General features: G+C 66.1%; 20 protein-coding genes, 1 tRNA gene and 1 pseudogene. 7 read left to right on the plus strand and 15 right to left on the minus strand.

Features of this window, described 5'->3' with window-relative positions; translation table 11 throughout:
- Positions 1-177 precede the first annotated feature (177 nt).
- From ABIC16_RS13585 to ABIC16_RS13605, 5 genes and pseudogenes are all read left to right on the plus strand, one after another.
- Positions 178-867, plus strand: coding sequence for an endonuclease/exonuclease/phosphatase family protein (locus ABIC16_RS13585; RefSeq protein ID WP_277968461.1), 690 nt, complete (start codon positions 178-180; stop codon positions 865-867).
- Positions 864-3,167 (plus strand): patatin-like protein, encoded by a 2,304-nt coding sequence (locus ABIC16_RS13590; RefSeq protein WP_354291506.1) that lies wholly within the window; start codon positions 864-866, stop codon positions 3,165-3,167. Before ABIC16_RS13585 ends, ABIC16_RS13590 begins: the two co-directional genes overlap by 4 nt.
- A gap of 21 nt (positions 3,168-3,188) precedes the next feature.
- A complete protein-coding gene (locus ABIC16_RS13595) occupies positions 3,189-3,566 on the plus strand; it encodes a hypothetical protein (protein ID WP_502958315.1) in 378 nt (125 codons plus the stop codon).
- The gene (pyrF, locus tag ABIC16_RS13600) at positions 3,563-4,237 is read left to right on the plus strand and encodes an orotidine-5'-phosphate decarboxylase (protein WP_354291507.1); all 675 of its coding nucleotides are present in this window, start codon (positions 3,563-3,565) and stop codon (positions 4,235-4,237) included. Before ABIC16_RS13595 ends, pyrF begins: the two co-directional genes overlap by 4 nt.
- Before the next feature lie 102 nt (positions 4,238-4,339).
- Positions 4,340-4,979 (plus strand): annotated as a pseudogene (locus ABIC16_RS13605) (phosphoribosylanthranilate isomerase).
- Positions 4,980-5,145: 166 nt separating this feature from the next.
- Here ABIC16_RS13605 and ABIC16_RS13610 read toward each other — a convergent pair.
- Both ABIC16_RS13610 and ABIC16_RS13615 read right to left on the minus strand, forming a co-directional pair.
- Positions 5,146-5,220, minus strand: a tRNA-Asn gene (locus ABIC16_RS13610).
- A gap of 142 nt (positions 5,221-5,362) precedes the next feature.
- Positions 5,363-5,953 carry a hypothetical protein gene (locus ABIC16_RS13615; protein WP_354291508.1) on the minus strand — a complete coding sequence of 197 codons (591 nt, stop codon included), beginning with the start codon at positions 5,951-5,953 and terminating at the stop codon, positions 5,363-5,365.
- A gap of 278 nt (positions 5,954-6,231) precedes the next feature.
- Here ABIC16_RS13615 and ABIC16_RS13620 point away from each other — a divergent pair, with 278 nt between their 5' ends.
- Positions 6,232-6,867, plus strand: coding sequence for a CC0125/CC1285 family lipoprotein (locus ABIC16_RS13620; RefSeq protein WP_277968467.1), 636 nt, complete (start codon positions 6,232-6,234; stop codon positions 6,865-6,867).
- 139 nt (positions 6,868-7,006) lie between these two features.
- Here the strand turns inward: ABIC16_RS13620 and secA are convergent, their stop codons facing one another.
- The gene (gene secA / locus ABIC16_RS13625) at positions 7,007-9,739 is read right to left on the minus strand and encodes a preprotein translocase subunit SecA (protein ID WP_354291509.1); all 2,733 of its coding nucleotides are present in this window, start codon (positions 9,737-9,739) and stop codon (positions 7,007-7,009) included.
- Between the two features lie 96 nt (positions 9,740-9,835).
- Positions 9,836-10,099 carry a hypothetical protein gene (locus tag ABIC16_RS13630; protein ID WP_354291510.1) on the minus strand — a complete coding sequence of 88 codons (264 nt, stop codon included), beginning with the start codon at positions 10,097-10,099 and terminating at the stop codon, positions 9,836-9,838.
- A 356-nt stretch (positions 10,100-10,455) separates the two neighbouring features.
- On the opposite strand from ABIC16_RS13630, the gene argJ reads away from it, so the two are divergent.
- Positions 10,456-11,676, plus strand: coding sequence for a bifunctional glutamate N-acetyltransferase/amino-acid acetyltransferase ArgJ (gene argJ, locus ABIC16_RS13635; protein WP_354291511.1), 1,221 nt, complete (start codon positions 10,456-10,458; stop codon positions 11,674-11,676).
- A gap of 220 nt (positions 11,677-11,896) precedes the next feature.
- Here the strand turns inward: argJ and trxA are convergent, their stop codons facing one another.
- From trxA to ABIC16_RS13690, 11 genes are all read right to left on the minus strand, one after another.
- Positions 11,897-12,220 carry a thioredoxin TrxA gene (gene trxA / locus ABIC16_RS13640; RefSeq protein ID WP_277968484.1) on the minus strand — a complete coding sequence of 108 codons (324 nt, stop codon included), beginning with the start codon at positions 12,218-12,220 and terminating at the stop codon, positions 11,897-11,899.
- Between the two features lie 63 nt (positions 12,221-12,283).
- The gene (gene addA, locus ABIC16_RS13645) at positions 12,284-15,730 is read right to left on the minus strand and encodes a double-strand break repair helicase AddA (protein ID WP_354291512.1); all 3,447 of its coding nucleotides are present in this window, start codon (positions 15,728-15,730) and stop codon (positions 12,284-12,286) included.
- A 171-nt stretch (positions 15,731-15,901) separates the two neighbouring features.
- The gene (gene addB, locus ABIC16_RS13650) at positions 15,902-18,859 is read right to left on the minus strand and encodes a double-strand break repair protein AddB (RefSeq protein WP_354291513.1); all 2,958 of its coding nucleotides are present in this window, start codon (positions 18,857-18,859) and stop codon (positions 15,902-15,904) included.
- Positions 18,852-19,616 carry a nucleotidyltransferase family protein gene (locus ABIC16_RS13655; RefSeq protein ID WP_354291514.1) on the minus strand — a complete coding sequence of 255 codons (765 nt, stop codon included), beginning with the start codon at positions 19,614-19,616 and terminating at the stop codon, positions 18,852-18,854. The genes addB and ABIC16_RS13655 overlap by 8 nt, the downstream gene beginning before the upstream one ends.
- Positions 19,613-20,581, minus strand: a complete 969-nt coding sequence (locus ABIC16_RS13660) for an aminoglycoside phosphotransferase family protein (protein WP_354292330.1) — start codon at positions 20,579-20,581, stop codon at positions 19,613-19,615. The genes ABIC16_RS13655 and ABIC16_RS13660 overlap by 4 nt, the downstream gene beginning before the upstream one ends.
- Complete coding sequence (tsaE, locus tag ABIC16_RS13665; RefSeq protein ID WP_277968488.1) at positions 20,578-21,018, minus strand: tRNA (adenosine(37)-N6)-threonylcarbamoyltransferase complex ATPase subunit type 1 TsaE; 441 nt, start codon at positions 21,016-21,018, stop codon at positions 20,578-20,580. The genes ABIC16_RS13660 and tsaE overlap by 4 nt, the downstream gene beginning before the upstream one ends.
- Before the next feature lies 1 nt (position 21,019).
- A complete protein-coding gene (locus ABIC16_RS13670) occupies positions 21,020-21,319 on the minus strand; it encodes a CcdB family protein (protein WP_354291515.1) in 300 nt (99 codons plus the stop codon).
- Entirely contained in the window at positions 21,319-21,567 is a 249-nt protein-coding gene (locus tag ABIC16_RS13675; protein WP_277968490.1) for a type II toxin-antitoxin system CcdA family antitoxin, read from the minus strand. Before ABIC16_RS13675 ends, ABIC16_RS13670 begins: the two co-directional genes overlap by 1 nt.
- A gap of 52 nt (positions 21,568-21,619) precedes the next feature.
- Positions 21,620-23,974 carry a sensor histidine kinase gene (locus ABIC16_RS13680; protein ID WP_354291516.1) on the minus strand — a complete coding sequence of 785 codons (2,355 nt, stop codon included), beginning with the start codon at positions 23,972-23,974 and terminating at the stop codon, positions 21,620-21,622.
- A gap of 166 nt (positions 23,975-24,140) precedes the next feature.
- The gene (ahcY, locus tag ABIC16_RS13685; protein WP_354291517.1) at positions 24,141-25,556 is read right to left on the minus strand and encodes an adenosylhomocysteinase; all 1,416 of its coding nucleotides are present in this window, start codon (positions 25,554-25,556) and stop codon (positions 24,141-24,143) included.
- Positions 25,557-25,698: 142 nt separating this feature from the next.
- Positions 25,699-26,259 carry a YqgE/AlgH family protein gene (locus ABIC16_RS13690; RefSeq protein ID WP_354292331.1) on the minus strand — a complete coding sequence of 187 codons (561 nt, stop codon included), beginning with the start codon at positions 26,257-26,259 and terminating at the stop codon, positions 25,699-25,701.
- Between the last annotated feature and the right edge of the window lie 118 nt (positions 26,260-26,377).

The raw sequence follows: 26,377 nt of genomic DNA on the forward strand, positions 1-26,377 counted from the left end.
TCATTTCGCGTAGTTTACGCCTTCAAATGGTAGCGCTATGCGATCGGACAAAGCCGAAATTCTGCAGATCCCGAGCCGGTTTTGGCAAGCCGCAGCCGGACGCAAATTTCGCTCGCGTCGGACGCATGATCAATCCGTACGATTGCATGACGAAGCGATCCGCCCGATAGCGCAGGGGTGATCAAGGTTGTCAGCTACAACATGCACAAGGGAGTCGGGCTAGACCGTCGCCGCGACCCGCGTCGGATCCTCGACGTGCTGTGCGAAATCGACGGAGACGTCATCGCGTTGCAGGAGGCGGACCTGCGCCACGGCACGCGCGCGGCGATCATCCCGCATCGCCTGCTGGAGGAGCACACCCCGTGGCGTGCGGTGCCGCTTCATGACCGATTGAGCATGGGCTGGCATGGCAATGCCTTGCTCGTCCGCAAGGATTGCGACGTGCTGCGCTCGACCGCGCTCCACATCCCAGCGCTGGAACCCCGGGGCGCGATCCGGGTCGACGTGGCGATCGACTCGCAGCCGGTCCGCGTCCTCGGAATGCACCTCGACTTGTCTGGACTGTGGCGACGCCGCCAGGCGCGCGCCATCCTGACGCACGTCGAGGACTGCGCGCCTCCAATGCCGACGGTGATGATGGGGGATCTCAACGAATGGACCCCCAATGGCGGCTGCCTGCATGATTTCCGCCACACGTTCGATATCGCGCCGACTGGCCCGAGCTTTCACGCGCGCCGCGCAATCGGGCGGCTCGACCGGATCATGACGCGCGGTTTTCGAGTGGCGGACTGCGGAGTCCATACGAGCACGCTCGCACGCAAGGCCTCGGACCACTTGCCGATCTGGGCGCTGATCGAACCGCAATGACGCACGACAAGGAGTTGCGCCTGGCCCTGGTGTGCTACGGCGGCATCAGCCTTGCCGTCTACATGCACGGAATTACCAAGGAGATCTGGCGGCTTGCGTGCGCGAGCCAGGCGTTCCATGGCGGCGCACCTCGACCGGACGCCGAAACCGGAAGCGCTGGCATTTACCGGGCCCTGCTCGACGAGATCGAAACGGAGACCGGGGTGCGCCTGCGCGTTCTGGTCGACATCATCGCTGGCGCCAGCGCGGGCGGCATCAACGGCGTTTTCCTCGGGCAAGCGATCAGCAGCGGGCAAAGCCTTGAACCCCTCACCAAATTGTGGCTCGAGTCGGCCGATGTCGAAGCGCTGATCGACGAACGACAAGCACCGACGACGCGCTTTTCGAAGGCGTGGGCGCTTCCGCTGGCCTGGGTCGCGGCACGGAGTGCCGACGGCGTCGACGCGACCGTCGATTCTGACGCGCGTGACGAAGTGCGCGCCAAGCTGTCGCATTTCATCCGGTCCCGTTGGTTCGAACCGCCGTTCGGGGGCGAACGGTTCACCGGGCTGATCCTCGATGCGCTGGAGGCGATGGCCGCCGCGCCCCGCACCCCGCGGCTGCTTCCCCCCGGCCAGCCGCTCGATCTGTTCGTCACCGTCACCGATTTCCGGGGGCATCCGGAACGCCTGACGCTCCATTCGCCCCCGGAAGTGGTCGAGACGGAACACCGCGTCGTGGTTCCGTTCAGCGATCACGGCGTCGCGTGCGAGACGCTCGCCGATCCCGCGGAGCTGGCGTTCGCGGCGCGCGCGACCTCGTGCTTCCCGGGCGCGTTCCCGCCGTTCATGGTCGGCGAACTCGACCGGGTTCTTGAGTCCCGATCTGCGGCATGGCGCGGACGCGACGCCTTTCTCGCGCGGATTTTGCCGCGGCAATACGCCGTCAATGCTGCCGAAAGCGCCGTCCTGATCGACGGATCCGTGCTCAACAACGCACCATTCCGTCCCGCAATCGACGCATTGCGCGAGCGTCCTGCGCAACGCCAGATCGACCGCCGGTTCGTCTATATCGACCCGCATCCGCGCGGCAGCTTCGGTTTGGTCGGCGGCGGCGACAAACCCCCCGGCTTTTTCCAGACGATCATCGGCGCGATGTCGGAATTGCCGCGCCAGCAACCGATCCGCGACAATCTGGACGACATCGCCGAACGATCGCGCCGAATCGAGCGGATGCGAACGATTATCGCCGGAATCCGTCCGGAAGTCGAAAAGCAGGTCGAGGCGTTGTTCGGCTATACCCTGTTTCTCGATTCACCGACCCCGTCGCGCCTCGCCGCGTGGCGCCAGCGCGCACAGATCGCGGCGGCGAAAAGTTCGGGCTACGCCTATACCGCCTATGGGCATCTCAAGCTGACCGGTGTGATCGACGCAATCGTCGCGCTGCTGGACGGGGTGGGCGGCGATGCGCGCCCCCACAGCATTGCCCCAATTCGGCAACGTGTCGAAAAGGCGGTTGCCTCTCAAGGCTTTGGCGAACCCCGGACGGGCTTCGTAGGCGGTGCCGGACAGCCTATGATCGTTTTCCTACGCACGTTCGATCTTGGGTTCCGGTTGCGCCGGTTGCGTCTCGTGGCGCGGCGCATCGCCGAAATGGAAGGTGATCACCCGGAAAGCGAACTCGGTCCAATCCGGGAGGCGGTCTATGCAAGCTTGGCCGACTATCTGGAATGCAAGCGCACCGATCTGTACGCGGGGCTCTGCCCGGATGTGCGCGCACCGGACGGGGACGCCGCCGCCCTGCTCGACAGCCTTGGAACTGCTATGGCGCTGCGGGACCTGGACACCGCGACCGACACGCGCCTGGCAACCGCGCTCACCCATCTGTCGCGCGACGTAAAGCGACCGATCCTGCTGACCTATCTGGGTTTCCCCTATTATGACGTCGCCACCCTGCCCTTGCTGCAAGGCGAAGGACTCGACGAGTTCGACTCGATCAAGGTCGATCGGATCGCGCCCGACGATGCGACGTCGATTCGTTCCGGCGGTGCCGAGGCCACGTTGAAAGGCATACAGTTCAACAGTTTCGGCGCGTTCTTCAGCCGGGCCTACCGCGAGAACGACTATCTGTGGGGGCGCCTCCACGGCGCGGAGCGGATGATCGACATCGTGCTGTCGGTGCTGGAGGGGGACCAGCGGCTCAAACCCGGCAGAACCGCCGCGATCAAGCGCGCCGCGTTCCTCGCTATTCTAGACGAGGAAGCCGGCCGGCTTTCCGCAATTCCAGGCCTGTTCGAGACGCTGCGCCGCGAGATTGGCTGACACTGGTCAAGCCGCACGGTTTTGAGTAGCCTCACCGTCATGCAATTCCTCAAGATCCTGTTCTGGTGCCTGCTAGCGTTCATCGCCGCAGTGTTCACCGTCGCCAACTGGACAAGTGTCGCGATCCGCCTGTGGGGCGGGATGGAAGCGCTGGTGAATCTGCCGTTGCTCCTGCTCGTGACTTTCCTGGCGGGGCTTCTGCCGACTCTCGCATGGCATTCGACGTTGCGCTGGCGCCTGCGCGCGCGGTTGGCGAATGCAGAACGGACGTTGGCCGACATGCGTGCAGCAATGTCTCCGCAGATTGCGGCGGCACCACCCGCCCCGCTTCCAGCCGATCCACCAGGAACGATCTCTGCCTCCGCGCAGGCATCCTCAGCCAGTGGAGCGATTTTGTGAGCAACCGTCTATATGTTGCGCTCGACACACCCGATCTGGCCAAGGCGCATGCAATGGCGGAGCGCGTTCGCCATCATGTCGGCGGCATCAAGCTCGGTCTCGAGTTCTTCCTCGCTAACGGGCAGGCTGGAATTCGCAGCATGGCCAACGTTGGCTTGCCGATCTTCCTCGATCTAAAACTCCACGATATCCCCAACACAGTCGCCAAAGCCATCATGACGTTGCACGGGATCGATCCCGCCATTCTGACCGTGCACGCAGCGGGTGGCCGCGCAATGCTGGAAGACGCCAAGGCAGCGGCCCCCACCGGGACGAAAGTCGTCGCGGTGACGACGCTGACCAGCCTCGACGCAGAGGACCTTGCATCCATTGGTGTTCCCGGGTCTCCACAGGACCAGGTCTTGCGATTGACCGAACTGGCCAAAGAGTCTGGAATCGACGGGATCGTCTGCTCGGGGGCCGAGGTGGCAGCGGCTCATGCGCTGTGGCCGAAAGGGTTTTTCGTCGTGCCCGGTGTTCGGCCGGCGGACGGCGCGCTTGGCGATCAGAAACGCGTCGTCACGCCCCGTGCTGCGATCGACGCGGGCGCATCGGTCCTTGTGATCGGCCGCCCGATCACCCAGGCGGCTGATCCAAACGAGGCTGCCCGCGCAATCGAAGCCACGCTGTAATCGAGCCAGTCACCGCAGCGTGGTGCACCTCTTCGTTCGGCTGAAGTTAAGCCCTTCGTGCTACCGCTTGCGCGCATCACGACGACCGCCAAGGACTTCTGCATGCCCGTTACCGCCAAGATCTGTGGACTTTCCACACCGGAAACGCTCGACTGTGCGATCGCCGGGGGCGCAAGCCACGTTGGGCTAGTGTTTTTCCCACCATCGCCCCGCCACGTCGGACGCGACCGAGCCGAGCAGCTCGCGGCGCGTGTCCCCGATCATGTGGCACGCGTGGGGGTGTTCGTGGACCCGGACGACGCCACGCTGGACGCGGCGATCGCGGTTGGGCGGCTCAGTGTTCTGCAACTGCATCAAACGCCGCCAGCGCGCACCGCGGCGATCAAGGCGCGAACCGGGCCTGGAGCTCTGGAGTGCCGTCGCGGTACGGACTCGCGCCGATCTCGCTGACGCTCTGCCGTATCACGGCCTCGCGGACCGCATCCTGTACGACGCGAAGACACCCCCTGGTGCAGCGATGCCCGGTGGGATGGGCGTACGCTTCGACTGGACGCTCCTTCAGGGTGTCCGTCACGTGCAGCCCTGGGCGCTGTCAGGCGGCCTGGATGCGCACAACGTGGCAGAGGCGATCCGGATAACCGGCGCGACGCTGGTGGACGTGTCGTCGGGGCTAGAAAGCGCCCCGGGGATCAAGGACCCGACGCGGATCTCCGCGTTCCTGCACGCCGTAGCATCATACTGATAGGACCGGGTCGATAGACCCGGCTCCGCCCCGCAGACCCTTATAAGCGTCGAGGTGCGCGTCGTCGCACCCCATGGGGATGGACATTTCACAATGGCACCACGGCGCCTGTCATTTTGGGGTTCGTAAGATACGCCCCGCCGGGGTCGTATCGTCCTGCGAAAAGTGGCTCCCTGAGTAGGATTCGAACCTACGGCCGCTCGATTAACAGTCGAGAGCTCTACCGCTGAGCTATCAGGGAACATCGCGGAGGCGCGCCTATAGCAACGGGTTGCGCGGCAATGCAAGCGCTGTGTCGCAGGTTTTTTATATTACTGAGAAAACGGCGGTTTTCTGCGGTTTCTACGACATCGATCGAGATCGCCTTGTTTGGGTGCGGCGTTTCAGAACTTCATGCCGACAACGAGATTCGCAATCGGGTTCAATCCCCCGCGTCGTTCGCCCAACGCACGATAGGAGCGCGGTAGATCCGCATTGGCCGAGCCGACGAGCGTGCCCAACTCGACCCCGAACAACGCGTTCTTATACTGCCCACTGTATCCTACCGTCGCTGCGGGCGTACGACGGTTGAAACCGGTCCGCACCCCGGTGCCGGCACCCGGCAGGCGCGGTATGTACAGCAACCCGCCGGTGGCCTTCTCGGCGTCCCGCACAAAATTGGCGACCGAGAAGAACTTCATTCCGCCCGACAGATGGAGGCCGCTGCCATTGAACGGGTAATAGTCGATCATTGAACTGGCAAAGCGGTGTTTCATCGCTCCGTCCGGATCAATCAGCTGATCGGCCTCCATGGGGGTCGTGACCATTGCGAGACGAATGCGAAAATCCGGTGTCACCCGCGCCTCCACAGGCGTCAGTTTTCCGACCATCTTGGCCGCCGATTCGCGCGATAAGACACCCGGATCCGCGTGAACGACGCTGGACAGCGTCGCGGCGGCGATCAGACCTGCAGCAATCCCCCCAATGATCCGCATTAACGCCCCCTTTGTGCGTCGCCACTCGCCCCGCCGCAACATAAGCGCAAATCGGGCACCTCGACAGTTACAATGTGTCGCATATCGATCTTAAAGAGAAATAGATTTGGAGGCCTAAATTGGCACGGCTCGTCGCGCGTCAGTCTCCGTTCATCTCCAACGGTTTACAAGGTCGTAGTTCTGACCGAACACCGGAGCCTTGCACCGGATCGATCGTTCTGCGCTTCATGGCCTCGACGGCACGGCTCGCCGCACAGACCAGTTCACTGGAGACCGAAATGCCCAAGTTCCCGCCGAATTTCCGCCGATCTGCGCTTGTTGTGGCGCTTGCGGCATCGACCCTACTAACGGCCTGCGCATCCGAATCGACCTATCGCCCCGCCGTTGGCAACGGCTTCTCGCGATCCGGCTACAGCGATCGCCAGATCGAGGACAACCGCTTCCAGGTCAGTTTCTCGGGCAATAGCTACACGTCGCGCGACACGGTAGAGAAGTATCTTTTGTTCCGCGCCGCGGAATTGACCGTTCAACGTGGCTTCGACTACTTCGTCTTTGCTGACCGTAACGTCGACAAGAGCACGCGTACGTACGCCACGCCCGGTCTGGGTGGCTTTGGCGGGGGGTATGGCGGTTTGGGCTATGGCGGCGGCTTTGGTTATGGCGGCGGCTTCGGCGGCGGCTATTGGGGCCCCAGCTGGCGCTATCGCGGTCGCGGCTTCGGCTGGCGTTCGTGGGATCCCTTCATCGGCGATCCATTCTTCGACCGCGGGATCGATATCAACACGATCGACAAGTACGAGGCCAACGCCGAGATCGTTGTTGGCAAGGGCCCCAAGCCGAAGGACAACATCCGTGCGTTCGATGCACGCGAGGTTCTGCGCAACCTCGGGCCGAGTATCGTCACGCCCAAATAAGCTCGCGGTACAGAAAAGCCCCCCTTCCGCTGGTCGGAAGGGGGGCTTTTTTTTGTCTGCGATCTGCGCTCGGACCAAAGGGCAGAACTTGCCCACTGATCGTCACCCCGCCTGCGCGAGATGACGCCAGAAGCGGTCGTCAGACCGCGCCGTGGCAGTGCTTGTACTTGTTCCCCGACCCGCACGGGCAAGGCGCATTCCGACTGACGTTCCCGACCCAATCGGCCGGATCCTGTCCAAGCTCCTGACCTTCCGGTCGCGGGATCGACAGCGGCGGCAGACGCGTGGTGATCAAGCCGCTCGCGCCGTCCTGATCGTAGGTATCGTCGTCGCCAGTGAACGGGTCGAAATGGTTGGTGATGAAGTCGGGCAACGTCGGCAGCGACGGCGCTGGCTCGACGTTGAACTGCGCGAACGCGATCGTCCGTGTCACGTCCTCGCGGATGCTCCCGAGCATGCGCTCGAACAGCGAGAACGCCTCCTGCTTATACTCGTTGATCGGCGTCTTCTGCGCATAGGCGCGCAGGTGGACGACCTGGCGGAGCGCGTCGAGCGTCGCGAGATGCTCCTTCCAGTGATGATCAAGGTTCTGCAGCAGGATCGATTTTTCGACCCGCACCCACGTCTCCGGATCGAGCGACTCGGCCTTTTCACGGACCAGATCATCGGCCTGCGTGCGGACGCGTTCCTCGATGATCTCGGGATCGATCGCCTCTTCCTCGAGCCATGCCTCGATCTGCGGATCGAGGTTGAGCGTCGTCGCCAACTGCTCCTTCATCCCCGCGATGTCCCACTGCTCGGGATAGGTGCCGGGAGGGCACGCCGCGCCGACGATGCCGTTGACCGTTTCCGACCGCATGTCCTCGACCACGTCGCCAACGGTCGACGCGTCCATGATGTCGCTGCGCTGCTCGTAGATGACCTTGCGCTGGTCGTTCATCACGTCGTCATATTCGACGACCTGCTTGCGTATGTCGTAGTTGCGCGCCTCGACCTTCTTCTGCGCGGTCTCGATCGCCTTGGACAGCCACTTGCTGCCAATCGCCTCGCCGTCGCCGATGTTCGAACGCATCATCTTGGCGAACAAAGTGTCCGGCCCGAAGATGCGCAGCAGATCATCGTCGAGGCTGAGGTAGAAGCGGCTCAGACCTGGATCGCCCTGACGCCCCGAACGCCCGCGCAGCTGGTTGTCGATCCGACGGCTCTCGTGCCGCTCGGTGCCGAGCACGAACAGCCCGCCCGCCGCGAGCACTTCGGCCTTCTCGACCGCGATTTCCTGCTTGATCCGAGCGACCGCCGCCTCGCGCTCCGGCCCCTCGGCCATTGCCGACAGCTCGTCGTTGACGCGGAATTCGAGGTTGCCGCCGAGCTGAATGTCGGTGCCGCGGCCCGCCATGTTGGTCGCGATCGTCACCACGCTCTTGCGCCCCGCCTGCGCGACAATGTGCGCCTCGCGCTCATGCTGACGTGCGTTGAGCACCTCATGCTTGACGCCTTCCTGCACCAGGAATTCGCTGAGCAATTCGGACTTCTCGATCGATACGGTGCCGACCAGCACCGGCTGGCCGAGATCGGCGTGATGCTTGATCTTCTTGGCGATCGCGCGGAATTTGTCCGCGGTGTCCTTGTAGAATTCGTCTTCCTCGTCGACGCGCTGGACCGGCACGTGCGTCGGAATCGTCACGACATTCATCTTGTAGATGTCGTAGAATTCCGCCGCCTCGGTCGCTGCCGTCCCGGTCATGCCCGCAAGCTTCGGATACATGCGGAAATAGTTCTGGAAGGTGATCGACGCCATCGTCTGGTTCTCGGGCTCGATCTCAACGCCTTCCTTGGCCTCGATCGCCTGGTGCAGACCGTCCGACCAGCGGCGGCCGTCCATCATGCGGCCGGTGAACTCATCGATGATGATCACCTTGCCGTCCTTGACGATGTAGTCGATGTCCGCCCGGAACATCATGTTCGCGCGCAGCGCCTGGTTGGTGTGGTGCACCACCTGCGTGTTCTCGAAATCGTACAGGTTCGCACCCTCGAGCAGCCCCGCGGTCTCGAGCAGCCGCTCGATATTCTCGGTGCCGTCCTCGGTCAGGATGATCGATTTCTGCTTTTCGTCCTTCTCGTAATCGGTCGGCTGGAGCTGCTTCACGATCAGGTCGACCGAGCGATACAGGTCGGACTTGTCGTCGGTCGGACCGGAAATGATCAACGGCGTGCGGGCCTCGTCGATCAACACCGAATCGACCTCGTCGACGATCGCCATCGCGAACGGGCGCTGGACCATCGTTTCGCGCTCATACTTCATGTTGTCGCGCAGGTAATCGAACCCGAACTCGTTGTTCGTGCCGTAGGTGATGTCGGCCGCATAGGCGTCGAGCCGCTGCTGGTCCGACAAGTTGGGGATGATCACCCCGACCGTCATGCCGAGGAAGTTGTAGACCTGCGCCATCCAACCCGCGTCGCGCGCCGCCAGATAGTCGTTGACGGTGATGACGTGGACGCCCTTGCCCGGCAGCGCGTTGAGATAAGTGGCGAGCGTCGCGACGAGCGTCTTGCCCTCGCCCGTACGCATTTCGGCGATCTCGCCGCGGTGGAGCACGATGCCGCCGATCAGCTGGACGTCGTAATGCCGTTGCCCGAGCGCGCGCTTGGCGGCTTCGCGCACGGTGGCGAACGCTTCTGGCAGCAGCGCGTCGAGGTCTTCGCCCGCCGTCAGCCGCTCGCGGAAGCGCGCGGTCTGGCCCGACAGCTCCCCGTCGGACATGGCGGAGATGGTCGGTTCGAACGCGTTGATCTTCGTCACGACCGCGCCGAGCGACTTGACGTAGCGGTCGTTGGACGAGCCGAAAAGCGATTTGGCAATGCCGCCGAACATGGGCAATTCCTGTATTTTCAAAGGGGATGAGCGGCGCGCTACACGCGGCCACCGAAAGATGTCGTTAAGAAGGGCAGCGCGGCAGGCGCCACCGGATCAAGCCCGCGGGCGATCCAGGTACAGGCGAGGCGCTGCAATCACCGGCAGGGTAAGACTGCTGACCGAGAAGACCGGCGTTTCCATGAAGCCGCCGGCGAGATGCAGATGGCCCGCAATCCGCAGGACCCGCGCCGGGAGCGCGATCTGCGCACGAGCCGCCGCGACCGACTGGCATTCGACCTGCACGTCCGGCGCGCGGACGCCCGTCACCACGCCGGTCAGCGCGGAGAGGATCGCAGAAAAGAACAACAGCCATTCCATGGGTACCCCGGCATGTAATGGCTGCGACGCACTTCGTCTATCGGCAAACACCGCTCGTCGTGGGGGGCTGTTCGTGCGGAGAGGGCCCTTCGACTTCGCTCAGTGCGAACGGAGGAGGATGGTTCCGACGAGCAACCCGCGCCCGAAAGGTCGACAGAAGGAACTGCGCTGAATTCAGTTCGTGCTGAACGAAAGAGTCCGTTCGTGCTGAACGAAAGAGTCCGTTCGTGCTGAGCGAAGTCGAAGCACCGCCCCAAGCGAGACGCCCGAAACCGCGCGCTCCCCTTCCTTCTAGGGAGGGGAGAGCAACCGGCACCACCGCTTGAGACACGGTAGCGATCTGCTACAGCCCCACCATGGACCGCTCCCCGCTCGCTCGCCCCTTCCCCGCTCTGCCCGCGATCGCAGGTGTCACGCCGCGTGTCGCGCGCGCCGGGTACAAGCCATGGGAGCGCAACGACCTCACCTTCATCACGCTCGACCCTGGCACCACCGTCGCGGGCGTGCTGACGCAAAGCAAATGCCCCTCGCCCGAAGTCGAATGGTGCCGCTCGGTGCTCGTCCTCGGCGAAGCGCGCGCGGTCGTCGTCAATGCGGGTAACGCCAACGCCTTCACCGGCGGGCGCGGGCGCGCCGCGGTCGAGGCGATCGCCGCCAAGGTGGCGGGCGCGCTGGCGTGCAAGCCGTCCGACGTGTTCGTTTCGTCGACCGGGGTGATCGGTGTGCCGTTGCCGATCGACAAGGCCGAAGCCGGGCTCGACGCGGCCTTCGCCGCCGCGCCCTGTTCTTGGGAGGACGCCACCAACACGATCGGCACGACCGACACCTTCGCCAAGGGCGCGATGACGACCGCGATGGTCGGCGGGCGCACGGTAACGCTGGTGGGGATCATCAAGGGTTCGGGGATGATCGCGCCCGACATGGCGACGATGCTCGGCTATATCTTTACCGACGCGGCGGTCTCCGCCGAGTTCCTCCAGGCGACGCTGACCGAAGCCAATCGTGCGACCTTCTCGTGCATCACGGTCGACAGCGACACCTCGACCAGCGACAGCGTGCTCGCCTTCGCGACCGGCAAGGCGGGCAATCCGCCGCTCACCGCCGCCGAGGACGACGGCGCAGACGCGTTCCGTGCGGCGCTCGGCGACCTGTGCCGCCAGCTCGCGCATCTGGTGGTGCGTGATGGCGAAGGCGCGACCAAGTTCATCGAAGTCGCGGTGACCGGCGCGGAGAGCGACCGCAGCGCACACCGCATCGCGCTGAGCATCGCCAACTCCCCGCTCGTCAAGACCGCGATCGCGGGCGAGGATGCGAATTGGGGCCGCGTCGTGATGGCGGTCGGCAAGGCGGGCGAACCTGCCGAGCGCGACCTGCTCGCGATCCGCTTTGGCGACACGCAGGTGGCGCGCGAGGGGCTGGCGGTGACGGGGTATGACGAAACGCCGGTCGCGGCGCATCTCAAGGGCCAGGACATCGAGATCGGGGTCGATCTCGGGCTTGGCGACGGCGCGGCGACGGTGTGGACGTGCGACCTGACGCACGGGTATATTTCGATCAACGCGGATTATCGGAGTTGAGGGAGGTTGCTGCTGGCGCTTCTCAACGCGAGCACTGCCAAAACTTTTTCTTCCCCGGCGAAGGCCGGGGCCCAGTAGCGGAGGTTTTTCCAACTGGGCAAAGCGCTCAATTACTCAGGCCTCACTACTGGGCCCCGGCCTTCGCCGGGGAAGCGGCTCGGTTTGGATGCGCTATCCCGTAAAAAGGCCCCCGGGTCATTCGATCCGGAGGCCCACACCGTTACGCCAGCTCACCCTCGAGCCACGACTTCAACTTGCTCTTCGGCTCAGCCCCGACCTTGGTCGCCGCCGGCTGCCCGTTCTTGAACAGGATCATCGTCGGAATCCCGCGCACGCCATACTTGCCCGGCGCATCGGGGTTCTCGTCGATATTAAGCTTGGCGATCGTCACCTGCTCACCCAATTCCTCGGAAATCTCTTCGAGGCTCGGCCCGATCATCTTGCACGGGCCGCACCATTCCGCCCAGAAATCGACCAGCACCGCGCCCTGCGCATTGGTGACGTCGGCATCCCAGCTTGCGTCGGTGATCTTCTTGGTCGGCATGTCTGTCTCCTTGTGTTGGGCTGAACGTAAGGTCGTCGCCCTCGCACCTCAAGCGCACGAAGCCTAGCTTTGCTCCGCGCTCGCAAAGCCGGGCTTGTGCGTGGCGAGCGCCTCGGGCGACAGCAGGTACAGCGTAGGCCCGCTGGTATAGAGCAGCGCCGCCTCCACCGCCCGCCCCGGGAAGATCACCCGCAGCGCCGCGGCATAGGCCGCCATCTGCTTGATATGATAGGGCGGGATCTCGGCATCGCTGCCGGGCACGCTGCGCCCGGTCTTGAAATCGACGATCCGGATCCGCTCGGGCTCGACCAGCAGGCGATCGACCGTCCCCGACACGACGAACCCGTCGGGCAGCACCGCCGCGATCGGTGCCTCGGCGAGCGACCGCTCCCCGAACGCCTCGGCAAAGCGCGGATCGTCGAGCACCGTCAACACCGGGTCGGCAATCGCCGCGCGCACCGCAGGATCGGCCACCGCCCCGCTCCGCTCGAGCCAGCGATCCGCCGCCACCGCGCGCTCTTCGGGCGCAACCGGCGGCAACCGTTCGAACAGCGCGTGGATCAGCCGCCCGCGCTCAGCGGCGTCACGCATTGCAGGAGTCGGCGGCGCGTCCGACACGACGTCATCGCCCAGCGACGACGGCGCGAGCGGCCGCGGCGGGCGCGATTCGACCGACGCGTCGCGCAGTGCCCAGTCGGGCACCGTGACCGGATCGCGCCCCTCGCCGCTTTTCGCGCGCACCAGCGGCACGGGCTTTTGCGGCGCATGGCCGATGAAATCGCGCGGCGCGGTCTCTGCGGGCAACCCGAGCGCGGTCATCGCGCGGTCGGCGGCAGCGTACCAGCTCGCCTCGGGGGCGACGCTTTTCGCGCTCGGCCCGACCGATCCGGCGATCACCAGCCGTTCCTCGGCGCGGGTCGCAGCGACATAGAACAGCCGCCAATGCTCCTCCAGGTCGCGCGCGGCGGCGTCGTCGACGAGCTCCGCGAGCGGCCCGGTCGCCTCGCCCTTGCGCGGGCGGATGATCGGGATCGCCGCCATGTCGCCCGCGGTCCATTTGAGCGTCGAGCGCGGCGAGCGCGTCGGATCGACCGCAGCGTCCGCGAGGATCACCAGCGGGGCCTGCAACCCCTTCGCGCCATGCGCGGTCATCACGCGAACCGAATCATGCGGCGTGGAGGGATCGCGCTTGATCTCGACCTCGCCGCGATCGAACCAGTCGAGGAAGCGTTGCAGCGACGGCGTGCCCAGCGACTCGAAATCGAGGGCGGCGCTGAGCAATTCCTCGATCGGATCGCGCGCTTCCTGCCCAAGCCGCCGCAGCAGCTTGCGCCGCCCGCCGAGCGGCCCCGACAACAGTTCCTCGAGGAACTGATACGGCGTCGCGAAATCGGCGCGATCGAGCATCGCATAGACCGGCACGAGATCGGCGCGCGGCATGGTCTTGCTGATATGCCGCCACAGGCTGACCGCGCGCTTGGGCGCGGCATCCATCAACTGGTCCTGGCTCCACCCGATCAACGGCGACACCAGCAGCGACGCCAGCGACAGATCATCCTCCGGCTGCAACACGAAGCGGATCGCGGACAGCAGATCCTGCACCGACAGCGGCGCGTTGAGCCGCAGCCGGTCGACCCCCGCGACGGGCACGCCCTCGGCATACAGCCGCGCGACGATCAGCGACGCGAGGTCGCCACGCCGCTTGACGAGGATCATGATATCCTCGGGCTGGAGCGTGCGCCCCTTGCTCTCGAGCATCAGCGTGCCGACCCAGCCCTTGATCGTCCGCGCGATCTGCCCAGCAAGCGCGCGGGTCGCGTCGCCGATCCAGCCCTCTTCGTCCTCGTCGCCCGCGCCTGCGATCACCAGCGGCCACAAGCTGACCGTCCCCGGCCCCGGGACTTCGCTCGCGTGCCGCTCGCGGTCGGCGATCAGCCCCATGCCGGGTTCGGGCAGCAGTTCGAGCGCGGAATCGACGAATTCGAGCACTGGCCGGGTCGAGCGAAACGATTGGGTCAGCGACAGCCGATGCCACGGCCGCGCGCGCATTTCGCCAGTGCGCGCACGTTCCGCGCTGTCGGAGTCCCACGCCGCCTCCGCCAGCCGCCCGAAACTGAGTTCCGCCGCACCGAAGTAGCGCGGGTCGGTCCCCTGGAAGCCGAAGATCGCCTGTTTGAAATCGCCGACCGTGAACAAGGTGCGGACGCGCTCGCCGTGGCTGCCGTCGCCCGCGAAGAATTCCTCGGCGAGCGCGCGGATAATCGCCCATTGCTCGGGGTTGGTGTCCTGCGCCTCGTCGATCAGCACGTGTTCGGTCGCCTGGTCGAGCTTGTAGCGGACCCATTCGCCCATGCCCGGCTGTTGCAGCAACGCGATCGTCGCGCGGATCAGATCGTCGAAGTCGACCGCGCCGAGCCGGTGTTTCGCGCGGTCATAGGTCGCAGCGTAATCGCGCCCGACCATCAGCGCATCGGCGAGCAGATCGGCATAAGCCGCACGCTCGCGCAGACCCAGAAGCGTCGCGCAGGCTTCGCCGACCTCGATCGCGATGCCGGCATAGTCCTCGTCCGCCGCGATCAGCTTGGGCGAATATTTGCGCGGTTCGCGCTTGGCAGTGAACGGCACGCCGATCAGGTCACCGAGCATCCGCACGCGCATTTCGGGCGTCGCCTCGACCCAGCATTCGGCGATATCGGCATGGTTGCCGCCGGTCGCGGTGCCCCACGCGCGGTTCGCCGCCGCGAGCCGCGCGACGCTGTCGACGTCGAACTCGCTGTCGTCGCACGCCGCGCATAACACCGCCTCGATATCGCCGGTCGGCAAGTCGAGCGCGCGGCGGATGAAGGGCTGGACGCCATCGCCCATCGGCAGCTCCGCCATGGCGGCGGGCGCACGCGCGCAGGCGAGCAGATAGCGTTCCGCCTCGCCCTCGCCCAGCCGCAGGCTCAGCGCGCCGACGGTGGTGATCGGTTTCTCGCGGCCCTCGGTCTCGGCGGCGACGAGCATCTCGGCGAGCGCGTCGCGCGCCATCACCGCTTCCTCGCGCGCCTCGATCGGGCGGAAACCGGGAACGAGGCCTGCCTCGACCGGGAAGCCCGACAGCAGGCTCTGGCAGAAACCGTGGATCGTCTGGATCCGGATTCCGCCGCCGGGCGAATCGAGCACACGCGCGAACAACGTCCGCGCACGCTGCTTGAGCTCGGGCGACGGGTCTTCGCCCAGCGCATGGAGGTCGCGCGCGAGATCGGGCTCGGCCATCCGCACCCACGCCGCGAGCCGCTCGCCGATCCGCCCCGCCATTTCGGCAGCGCCCGCCTTGGTGAAGGTCAGGCACAGGATCGCCGCCGGATCGACCCCGCGCAGGAGCAAACGATAGACGCGCGCGGTGAGCACCTGCGTCTTGCCCGTGCCCGCCGAGGCGGACAGCCAGACGTGCCCACCGGGGTCACTGGCGCGGGCTTGGGCGTCCTTGAGGATCGGGAGTGGGCGGTGGCCTTTGGGTTCGCTCATCGGGCGTGGCTTCCAACTACATCACTGCGCTTCCCCGGCGAAGGCCGGGGCCCAGTAGTGAGCGAGAAATTTGATAGCGCAGCGTTGCCAGCCCTCAGCCAGCACGACTGGGCCCCGGCCTTCGCCGGGGAAGCGGTCAAAGTTGAGAAGCTGCTGTAATGCCCCACGCCACTACTCACGCCCATACCATTCATCCCGGCGCATCAGCTGATCATACTCCGCAAACGGCGCATAATCCGGGTGCAGCTTTGCCTCGAACCCGCGCATCCCCGTCAGCCATTCCCCCGCCGCATCGCTGAAGTGCCGCGCGGCGAGAGTCACGAAATCCTCGGGCAGCACCTTGTCGAGCTTGCCCGCCGGATCGACCGGGGACGAGACCTTGCCGAACGCATCGCCATTCTTGGTCAGCGACCAATATTCGAACCCGCGCGCGATCCCCGCGATATCCTCAAACCCTCCGCGCTCCGCGATCAGCCCAAGCAGCCCGAGCTGCAGACTGAACCCCTCGCGCACCGCCGCCGCCGAGGGGGCCTTGCCGGTCTTGTAATCGATGATCGCGAGCGTCCCGTCCGGGTTGCGGTCGATCCGGTCGAACTTGCCGGTCAGCGTGACACCCGCGATCGCGACCTTGCCCGACTGCTCGACCGCGAGCACGCTCCGCCCCGCATCCGCCTGCTTGCCCATTTCCGCGACGATCCAGTTGATCGCCTCCATCAGCCGCGGTCGCCACAAAGCGCGCTGCATCGGATGCGCGCCGTCGAACATCGCGAGCGCGCGGCCATGCAGCGTATCGAGCGCGCACGCATCCTCGCGCGCCCATTGCTCGAGGATCGCGTGGACCGCGGTGCCGCGCCACGCCGCACTCGGATCGGCATCGACCGGATCGAGCGGCACCAGCCCCAGGATGCGCTTGGCGTAAAAAGCGTAAGGGTCGGCCTTGAGCCGGTCGACATCGGTCACCGCGATCGTCGTCGGGCGGCGCTCCGCGGGCGGCACGGGCACCGGGCGCGTGGCCGGCAGATGCTCGCGCGGATCATCGAGCGCGCGCGCCCAACCCTCCAGCGCGGCAGCCCGCTCGAACCGCTCGCCCGCCAGCGCCTGCAAGCGCAGCCAGAAACGCGACGCGATCGCGGGTTGCGTGCCCCCACGCCGCGCGCGCGTGATCAGCGCGCTCGGCGCGCCCAACGCCTGCGCGAGATCATGCGCCGCCATCCCGACACCACGATCCAGCCCGGGAAGCCCCAGTTCGATTCGTATGCGCGGCGCAAGCCACGGATCGGGCGCGGGCAGGCCCGGCCAAGTCCCCTCGTTGAGCCCGCCGAGAATCATCACGTCGGCGGTCTGCAACCGCGCTTCGATCAATCCATAGATCGCGATACGTGGGTGCCCGCCCTGCTGCGCACGCACCGCGACTTCGTCCATCAACGTCGCGAGCAACGGCGCAAGGCTGGCCGGGTCGACCATTGCCGGCCCCTCGCCCGCGTGATCCTCGATCCCGCGCAGCAATTCCGCCGCAGCACGACCGTTGGGGCCAGCCCAGAGCGCATCCCCGCACAGCATCTGCGCGGTCTCGCGCAACCCAGCGACCAGCGCCGCCAGCGGGGCCGCGCGTGCGAACAACGGTTCGAGCGGCTCGAGCAAGGCGCGCGCCTCGGGCCACCACGCGGTCGCGTCACCAGCGCGCCGTGCCTGTCGTAGATGTGCGTCGATCCCGGCCAGCCCCGCCGCCGGACGCGGCCCGCGCAGAACGCGGTCGAGCGAACGCACCCCGTCCAGCCAAGCCGTCCGCTCCGGCCCCGAGCGCACCAGCGGATGCTTGAGCAACGTGAGCAAGGCGAGCGGCGCGAACCGCTGAGTTGCCGCCTCCGCCAGCGCGGTCAGCAACGTCCCCGGCGGCAGGATCGACAAGGGCCGCCCCGCCGAATCGTCCACGGTGATGTTCCACCGCTTGCAATGTGCCGCCACGCGCCGCGCCAGCCCGCGATCGGGCGTCACCAGCGCGGCGGTGCGGCCCGGCATCTCGACCACTTCGCGCAAGGCGAGCGCGATCGCCTGCGCCTCTTCCCCCGGCGTCGCGAGTTCGGCGGCGGTGATCCCGCTCAATCGCCGCTGTTCGGCAGGCAGCGACGTCCATTTGGCGGTCGCCTCCGCCGCCGCCAAAGCATTCGCCACCGCCTTGCCGCGCGCGACCGTCGCGTCATGGTCGCTGCCGTCGCGCCACTGGCGGACTTCGGTGCGGTTGACGCTCATCCGCTCGAGCAGCAGCTTGAGATGGAATTGCGGATGCGTCTCGATCGAGCGGCGCGTGCTGCCGGTGTCGGGATCGAACCGGTGCGGCCCGAGCGCCTGCCATTCGCCCTCGTCCATCCCGATCGCGAGATCCGCCATCACGACCATCCCGCGCGGGCTGTCAGCCACGGAGCGCAGCAGCCGCGCCACCGCGGGCGCGCTGTCGGTGATCCCCGCCGCGCAGACAAACCCCGGTGGCGGCACCGCGTCCCACCGCTCCGCCAGCCGCCGCAGCAACCGCGCACGCCGGTCCGCCAGATCGATCCGCCCGATCCGCGCGAGTTCGCCCGGCCAACGGTCGAGCACGATCTCGAACAGCGCGAGCGCGCGTTCCCAATGCGCCGACATCGCTTCGTTGAGCTCGATCTGGCGCAACCGGATCGGCGCAACGTCCTCGACCAGCAACTGGTCGAGCGTGCGCGCGAGATCGCCCGCCAGCCGCACCGCTTCCGCCGCATCGATCGGCTGCCCGCCGCGCTGGCGTTCCTCGCCGATCAGCCGCGCGAGGATCATCCGCCGTTCGAGCGGCTCGACCGCAGGCGGGATCGGCTCCGCGCTATCCGCCGGATCGAGCGCCGCGCCCACGCCTTCGTCGAGCGCCGGATCGCCGATCGCGACCATCCGCGGGAGCAGCAAGCCGTTGTCGCTCGCGCGGACGAACGCCTCGGTCAGCGCGCGCTTGGCGCGATTGTTGGGGAGCAGCACCAACCCGCGCGCGAGCCCGAGATCATCGCCCTTGGCATCTGGCCCGAATTGACGGATCAGCCCCGCCGCCAGCGCATCGGCAAAGGCGCGGTGCGCGGGGATCGTGAAGACTTTTGGCCGGACGGGCTCAGCCATCCGCGAGCATGACCTCGGTCTTGCCGACCGCCGCTGGCGTGCCGACGTCGAACCACAGGCCCTGGTGCACCAGCCCGTACGCACGCCCCGCCGCGATCGCGCGTTCCCAGAACAGCATCGTCGAGAACGGGCCCTCGGGCCAGTCCGCAATCACGCGCGGCGACAGGATCTGGACGCCGGTATAGACGAACGGCGCGAGCTTGCCCGGCTGCCGCCGCCCGATGATCTTGCCATCGGCGGCAAGCCGGAAGTCACCCTGCCCGGCATGATGATTGGCGCGCGCGAGCGGCACCATCAGCAGCAGCGCGTCCATCTTGGCGTCGTCCCACCGCGCGGCGAGCATGCGGATCGCGTCGCTCGGGCCATCGACCCACAGATTGTCGCTGTTGACGACGAGGAACGGATCGTCGCCGATCAGCGCGCGCGCCTGGACGATCCCCCCGCCCGTCTCCATCAGCTGCTTGCGTTCGTCGGAGACGACCACGTCGATCCCCGCGACGCGGTTGTGGAGATGCGCTTCCAGCGTGTCCGCGAGATAATGCACGTTGACGACGGCGCGCTCGACCCCGCCCGCGCGGAGCCGGTCGAACACATGATCGATCAGCGCACGACCGTTGACCACCACCAGCGGCTTGGGCCGCGTCGCGGTGAGCGGGCGCATCCGCTTGCCGAGCCCCGCCGCCATCACCATCGCGGTCTTCGGCACCTTGCCCCCCGGATCGGGCCGGATGTGCAACGTCCGCTTGGGTCCAATCACGCCGACAGCTCCATCGGGTTGCCGCGCAGCTCAGGCGGGATCGTCGCGTCGAACCATTCCTTGACCGGCGCGAGCGCAGGATGCGCGAGATCGCGGTCGAGATAGGCCCACACCCGCGGGCACAAAGCGGCGTAACGCGGCTTGCCGTCGCGCTGCCACAGCCGCGTGAAGATGCCGACGATCTTCGCGTTCCGCTGCGCGCCGAGCACGGCATAAGCGGTATCGAAATCCTCGCCAGCGCCGGACGCGGCACGGTAATAAGCGAGCATCTCGGTCTCGACCGGCGGGGCGACATCGCGACGCGCATCCTGGAGCAACGACACCAGATCATAGGCGGGATGCCCCGCCAGCGCGTCCTGGAAATCGAGCAGCCCGAGCGCATCGCCGTCGCCCAGCAGCATCAGGTTTTCGGCGTGGTAATCGCGCAGCACCGTCACCATCGTGCCGTGGAGCGTCGTGCCCAGCACAGCATCCCACGCCTGATCATACGCCGCCTGATCCGGCGTTACGCCGATCGCGGGACAATACCATTCGGTCATCAGATTGGCCTCGCGGTGGAGCACCGCGAGATCGTAGCGCGGCACGGGTGCCGCGTCCTCGCGCTGCAACCTGACCAGCGTATCGATCGCCGACCGGTACAGCCCCGCTTCGCGCGCAGGATCCGCATCGATCGTCTCGCGCATCCGCACGTCGCCGAAATCCTCGAGCAGGACCAGCCCCGTCGCCAGATCGGTCGCGTGGATCGCGGGCGCGGCGAACCCGCGCTCGGTGAGCCAGCGTGCGATATCGATGAACGGCTGCGGATCCTCCTCGGGCGGCGGCGCATCCATCAGGATCGCGCTGCGATCCCCCGCGCGCACACGAAAATATCGCCGGAACGACGCATCGCCCGCAACCGGATCGATCGTCGCGTCGGACCAGCCGTGCGCCGCGAGGAATGCCGCGGCGGCGGCGGGTGGGGTCATATCTGCTGCCATCGCTCTCTCCAGCCCGGCGGGACGGCGGCTGTCAAGCGACGCTGCCCGTCTTCTTCGATCGCCAGCGTCAGCATCAGCGCATCGGGCCAGTAACCGGGCGCGCGTTCGGGCCATTCGATCAGCAGCAGCGAATCGCTTTCGGCTTCGTCCAGACCCAGTTCGGCAATCTCGTCCGCGTCGTCGATCCGGTAGAGATCGACGTGCAACACCGGAAAGCGCACCTCGGGCGGCGCATAGGGCTGGACGATCGCGAAGCTCGGCGACGGTGCTTCGCCCACCAGCCCAAGAGCCGCGAGCAACCCGCGCGCAATGCTCGTCTTGCCCGCGCCGAGCGGCCCTTCCAGCGTGATGACATCGCCGGGTCGGGCAAGGCCCGCCAGCCGCGCGCCCAGCGCCTCGGTCGCGGCGGGATCGGCAAGGATCATCTCAATATCCCGTCAGCAGCATGTCGAGCGCGTTCATGATCGCATCCTGTTGATCCGCAAGCGACGTGACGTGCTCGCCAAGATGGCGCGTCTCGATCGCCGATGCATATTGCGTGAGCATGACGACGGCATTCCCCTCGACCTGGAACACCGGATTGAGACGTGCCGCGTAGTGCGGGAAACTGTCCCGCAGGAACAGCGGCACCGTCAGCCGGGTATTGAGGCCGGAGAGAGAGTCCGTCTGGCAATCGAGCAGATAGCCCTGCCCCGGCGCGCCGCGATACACATCGAACCGCGCCATCAAAACGGACGATATTTGGCAAGCGGCAACCCGTGTTCGGCAACGTAGGCGTTGGATGCCTCCAGCGCCGCGCGATTGTCCTCCTGCCACCGGCGCTTCCGCTCGGCACTGACCGCGTCGCTCAAGCCCTGTTCGCAAGCGCGCGATACGTTGATGCCGAGTTCCTTCGCCGACGCGACGAGCTGCTCGTCCAGCGTCACATTGGTCGGCCGACGAAATGCGGTCCGATCCTCCCGAACACGTCCCATCGCTTCCTCCCGATATGCGCAGAACCTATGCGCATAGATCTGCCGCCGCAAGTCAGCGTCGTGGCAGGCGCACCGTGATGACCGTCCCTCGACCAGGTTCGGACATCAGCTCGATTTCCCCGCCATGCGCCTCGACGAATTGCCGTGCAAGCGGCAGCCCCAGCCCGAGCGCCCGCTCGCCGTTGCGGGTGATCCCAGGCTGGCCGAACCGATCGAACGCGCGTTCGACCATTTGCCGGGTCATTCCGATCCCGTCGTCCGAGACGATCAGGCGGACCGCCGCCGCCGTGCCGTCGACTCGCAGCACGATCCGCCCGCCCTCGCGCGTCCCTGCGATCGCGTGACGCAACAAATGCTCGATCATCTGCTGGAGCCGGCGAGCATCGCCCAGGACGTGCCCGGTCGACGGCTGCAGGTCCGCCACGAAATCGAGTTTGCGCTTTGCCGCCAGCGGCGAAACGGACGCCGCCGCCGCCTGCGCCGTCACAACCAGATCGACGTCGCGCTTGTCGAGCGTAACCGTACCGCCTTCCGCCTGGGTCAGATCAAGCACTTCGTCGACGAGCATTCCCAGCCGATCGACCGATTCGAGAATCGCCTCGACATAGCCTTCCGCGGCCTTGCTCAGCGCGCCCGCATAACCTTCGTTGAGCATTTCCGCGAACCCGCTGATTGAAGTGAGCGGCGTCCGAAGCTCATAGCTCATCGTCGCGACGAACGCGGTCTTGACGCGATCGGCAGCCTCCAGCGCCTCGTTGCGGTCGCGCAGCGCGCGTTCGATCCGGCGACTGTCGGAGATGTCGAGCATCGTGAACAGCCCATTGCCGTCCGGCAGCGGCACCGCGGCGAATTCATAATGGCGACCGTCGGCGAAGGCGACGCGTCCGGCCCGTTGCTGACGCTCCACCGTCGCCGCCCGCACGAGATCGCCGATCAAACTGGCGCGCGCGGGGTTGGCGAGCTGCTTCGCCGCAGCCTCCGCAAGCACGTCGACACGCGGGTGCGTCGCAAGGAACGCCTCCTCGAAGCCCCACAGCGTCCGGAACTTGTTGTTCCACAGTTGCAGCCGCCCATCCGCGGCGAACACCCCCAGCGCTTCGTACAGATTGTCGAACGTCGCGGTGCGGACCCGCAGCAGCGTATCGCGCGCGCTGGCGAGCTGGACCTGTTCGGTCCGATCCTCAAAGATCAACAGCAATCCGCCATCGGGCAAAGGCTGTGCAACCACGCGGAGATGGACCCCGCCCGGCAGATGCCATTCCTCCTCGATCGCGCCGTCCGCTGCGAGAAACCATTCGCGCCGCTCGTTCTTCCATCCCGGAAAGTCGCGCACCTCGGGCAAGCGTGACGCCTCGCGCATCCGTTCCAGCACACGGTCGAACTCGGGACGATCGGCGAGCCATTCGGGCTTCATCGCGAAGATCCGCCGAAACGGCTGGTTGCAGAAGACCAGCGCGCGGTCGGGGCCAAACTGCACGACTGCCGCCGAGACGCGATCGAGCATCGCGCGTTGCGCATCGTCGAACCGCTTGAGCTGCGCGCGCGCCTGCTCGAGATCCTCGATATCGATCGCGAACCCTGCGACTCCGCCCGCCGACAGCGGCGCGTCGTATACGCGCAGCATCCGCCTTTCGCCGCGGATCGTCGCGGGCAGCGTCTGTGTCTGGATCGCCTTCGCGTCGCGCGCCATCACCGCGCTCGCCAGCGGGCCACCGACGCCGGACCCCTCGACCAGTTCCAGCCCGCGCTCGACGACGTCCTGCGGGGAAGCCCCTTCGACCGCATCGACATAATGCGAGTTGACCATTGCCAACCGAAGATCCGCACCGCGGTACCACATCGGCATTGGCGCCGCCTGGATGATGCCGCTCAATTCATCATAGTGCGTCGTCGCTTCGTCGACCGCCGCGCGCAGTTGCGCGATCTCGGCTTCGCTGTCGGTCGCGTCGAACACCCACACGATCACTCCGCCCGGAACGCGTACGTCGCGCGCCGCGCGGCTGCCGCGGATCATCAGCGCCCGCGACGATCCCATCGCCCGCACCGCAAGCGAGAACGCCCGGCCCGATTTCTGGGCGGCGGTGACTTCCGCGGCCAGCACGGTGAAGTCCTCGGGCGACAACCCTGCGTCGGGGACCGCCAGGTCGTTGAGATAGCGCGGCGGCGTGGTCAGCCCGAACCAGTCGGCGAGACGTTCGGAACAATCGACTCGGCCATCCGCCCGGACGATCATCGCCAAGGCCGGTGCAGATGCGAGCGTTGCGGACAGGCGCGCATTCTCGGCAAACGTCGCGGAAGCCTCACGCCGCGCGCGCAGGCCGCCGTACAGGATCACCGAAGCGCCCGTCAGCAGAACCGCCAACCCTACCCCGCTCAGCAGCAGCGAGCTCTGCACCAGACCGATCATTCCAACCCTTTGCGACGGCGCATCGTCCGTACCCCCGCTCCCCGCAGCGCTACCACTGGTACCACCACGTTGACAGAGCGTGCGACCGATCCATCGCAGAGATCAACAAAAAAGGCGGCGAGCCAATGCTCGCCGCCTTTCCTGCACACCGTTTGTCGCAGTGAAATCAGTAGCGGTAGTGATCCGGCTTGAACGGACCCTCGACCGGCACGCCGATGTAGTCGGCCTGCTTCTTGGTCAGCTGGGTCATCTTCACGCCGAGCTTTTCGAGGTGCAGCGCTGCGACCTTCTCGTCGAGGTGCTTCGGCAGGACGTAGACGTCGTTCTTATACTGCTCGGGGTTGGTGAACAGTTCGATCTGCGCCAGCGTTTGGTTGGTGAAGCTTGCCGACATCACGAAGGACGGGTGGCCGGTCGCGTTGCCGAGGTTCACCAGGCGGCCCTTGGACAGGATGATGATCTGCTTGCCGTCGTCGAACTCGACGAGATCGACCTGCGGCTTCACTTCGGTCCACTTGTAGTTCGACAGCGCCGAGATCTGGATCTCGGAGTCGAAGTGGCCGATGTTGCAGACGATCGCCATGTTCTTCATCGCGCGCATGTGGTCGGCGGTTATCACGTCGGCATTGCCGGTCGCGGTCACGAAGATGTCTGCGCGGGTTACCGCCTCTTCCATCGTCACGACCTCGAAGCCCTCCATCGCCGCCTGCAGCGCGCAGATCGGATCGACTTCGGTCACGAGCACGCGGGCGCCGCCGTTGCGGAGCGACTGCGCCGAACCCTTGCCAACGTCACCGAAGCCGGCAACCGTGGCAACCTTGCCCGCGAGCATCACGTCGGTGCCGCGACGGATCGCGTCGACCAGCGACTCCTTGCAGCCGTAGAGGTTGTCGAACTTCGACTTGGTCACGCTGTCGTTGACGTTGATCGCGGGGAACGGCAGCTCGCCCTTCTTGGCGATCGCGTACAGGCGGTGAACGCCGGTCGTGGTCTCTTCCGACACGCCCTTGATGTTCTTGACGGTCTCGGTGAGGTAGCCGGGCTTCTTCGCGATGAACGCCTTCACGGCGCGCTGCATCTCGACTTCTTCCTCATTCTCGGGCTCGCCGAACGAATGGCCGGCTTCGAGCTTGGCGCCCCAGAGCGCGAACATCGTCGCATCGCCGCCATCGTCGAGGATCATGTTGCAGGTCTGGCCATCGCCATTGTCCCAGTCGAAGATGTTGCCGACATAGTCCCAATAGTCCGCAAGGCTCTCGCCCTTGATCGCGAACACCGGCACGCCCGACGCGGCGATCGCGGCAGCGGCATGGTCCTGCGTCGAATAGATGTTGCACGTCGCCCAGCGGACGTCGGCGCCGAGCGCGGTCAGCGTCTCGATGAGAACGGCGGTCTGAATCGTCATGTGGAGCGAACCGGTGATGCGCGCGCCCTTGAGCGGCTTGGCCGTGCCGAATTCCTCGCGCAGCGCCATCAGGCCGGGCATCTCGGTCTCGGCAATGTTGATCTCCGCGCGACCAAAATCGGCGAGGGTAATGTCTGCGACGACATAGTCGGTCGGCTTGTCGAGAACGGTGGCCACGGGGCTTCTCCGGAAAAGTTGATGCCGCGCCTTTAGTCGCGAATGCTGCCCGGATCAAATATAAAGATGTCTTTATATGACGGTCCGTCAGCGGACATCCGTGGCATCCGGCAAGCGTCCATTCGTAATCGGTCGCGACCCGTCATGCATTCCCGGCACCACTCACCAGCAATCGCGAATCGATTCCCGCGGCGCTGAATGCACTCTCCCAACGAAGATCGGCGTCTGTGTCATAGAGAAGCTCGAGATCGGCAGGCGTGCTGAACCAGCCGTGCCGCGTCATCTCCGAATCCACTTGCCCCGGCCCCCATCCAGCGTAGCCGAGCGCGACGATCCAGCGTGACGGCCCGGTCCCCGTGGCGATCGCGCGGAGCACGTCGGTCGTGCCGGACAACGCCCAGCGGTTCGCGACACTCACCGTATCCTGCCCGCCCCAATCCTGGCTGTGCACCACGAACCCGCGCTGCGGCTCGACTGGACCGCCGATATGGACCGGTGCATCCGGTGCCACGCCGGGATCGATATCAAGCTGGCCGAGCACCGCATGCAGACCGACGCCCGGAATCGTGTCGCCGATGCCGATCCCAAGCGCGCCTTCCGCGTCGTGCGCGCACATCGCGATGATCGCACGGTCGAAGCGGGGATCGCCGATCCCGGGCATCGCCAGTAGGAACTGGCCGGTAAGATATGTCGTCGACTCCATCATCCCGCATCATAGGCGCGCGAACCAAGCCTCGCCACGCTTGAAATTTGGCCGTGGCTGGCCGACGTAGCGCTACGCTGCTCCCCAATCCCGTGTCGGAGCGGCGGCATCAGGAGAT

Source organism: Sphingomonas sp. PvP055, assembly GCF_040546365.1.
Lineage (GTDB): Bacteria > Pseudomonadota > Alphaproteobacteria > Sphingomonadales > Sphingomonadaceae > Sphingomonas > Sphingomonas echinoides_A.

Excerpts from the sequence above, each read along its gene's own strand:
- argJ (WP_354291511.1), top strand. The coding sequence starts at position 10,456 with ATGGACCGCTCCCCGCTCGCTCGCCCCTTCCCCGCTCTGCCCGCGATC.
- ABIC16_RS13660 (WP_354292330.1), bottom strand. The coding sequence starts at position 20,581 with ATGACCCCACCCGCCGCCGCCGCGGCATTCCTCGCGGCGCACGGCTGG.
- ABIC16_RS13590 (WP_354291506.1), top strand. The coding sequence starts at position 864 with ATGACGCACGACAAGGAGTTGCGCCTGGCCCTGGTGTGCTACGGCGGC.
- tsaE (WP_277968488.1), bottom strand. The coding sequence starts at position 21,018 with ATGATCCTTGCCGATCCCGCCGCGACCGAGGCGCTGGGCGCGCGGCTG.
- ABIC16_RS13670 (WP_354291515.1), bottom strand. The coding sequence starts at position 21,319 with ATGGCGCGGTTCGATGTGTATCGCGGCGCGCCGGGGCAGGGCTATCTG.
- trxA (WP_277968484.1), bottom strand. The coding sequence starts at position 12,220 with ATGCCGACCAAGAAGATCACCGACGCAAGCTGGGATGCCGACGTCACC.
- ABIC16_RS13630 (WP_354291510.1), bottom strand. The coding sequence starts at position 10,099 with ATGGAATGGCTGTTGTTCTTTTCTGCGATCCTCTCCGCGCTGACCGGC.
- ABIC16_RS13675 (WP_277968490.1), bottom strand. The coding sequence starts at position 21,567 with ATGGGACGTGTTCGGGAGGATCGGACCGCATTTCGTCGGCCGACCAAT.
- ABIC16_RS13690 (WP_354292331.1), bottom strand. The coding sequence starts at position 26,259 with ATGGAGTCGACGACATATCTTACCGGCCAGTTCCTACTGGCGATGCCC.
- ABIC16_RS13615 (WP_354291508.1), bottom strand. The coding sequence starts at position 5,953 with ATGCGGATCATTGGGGGGATTGCTGCAGGTCTGATCGCCGCCGCGACG.
- ABIC16_RS13680 (WP_354291516.1), bottom strand. The coding sequence starts at position 23,974 with ATGATCGGTCTGGTGCAGAGCTCGCTGCTGCTGAGCGGGGTAGGGTTG.
- ABIC16_RS13620 (WP_277968467.1), top strand. The coding sequence starts at position 6,232 with ATGCCCAAGTTCCCGCCGAATTTCCGCCGATCTGCGCTTGTTGTGGCG.
- addA (WP_354291512.1), bottom strand. The coding sequence starts at position 15,730 with ATGAGCGAACCCAAAGGCCACCGCCCACTCCCGATCCTCAAGGACGCC.
- addB (WP_354291513.1), bottom strand. The coding sequence starts at position 18,859 with ATGGCTGAGCCCGTCCGGCCAAAAGTCTTCACGATCCCCGCGCACCGC.
- secA (WP_354291509.1), bottom strand. The coding sequence starts at position 9,739 with ATGTTCGGCGGCATTGCCAAATCGCTTTTCGGCTCGTCCAACGACCGC.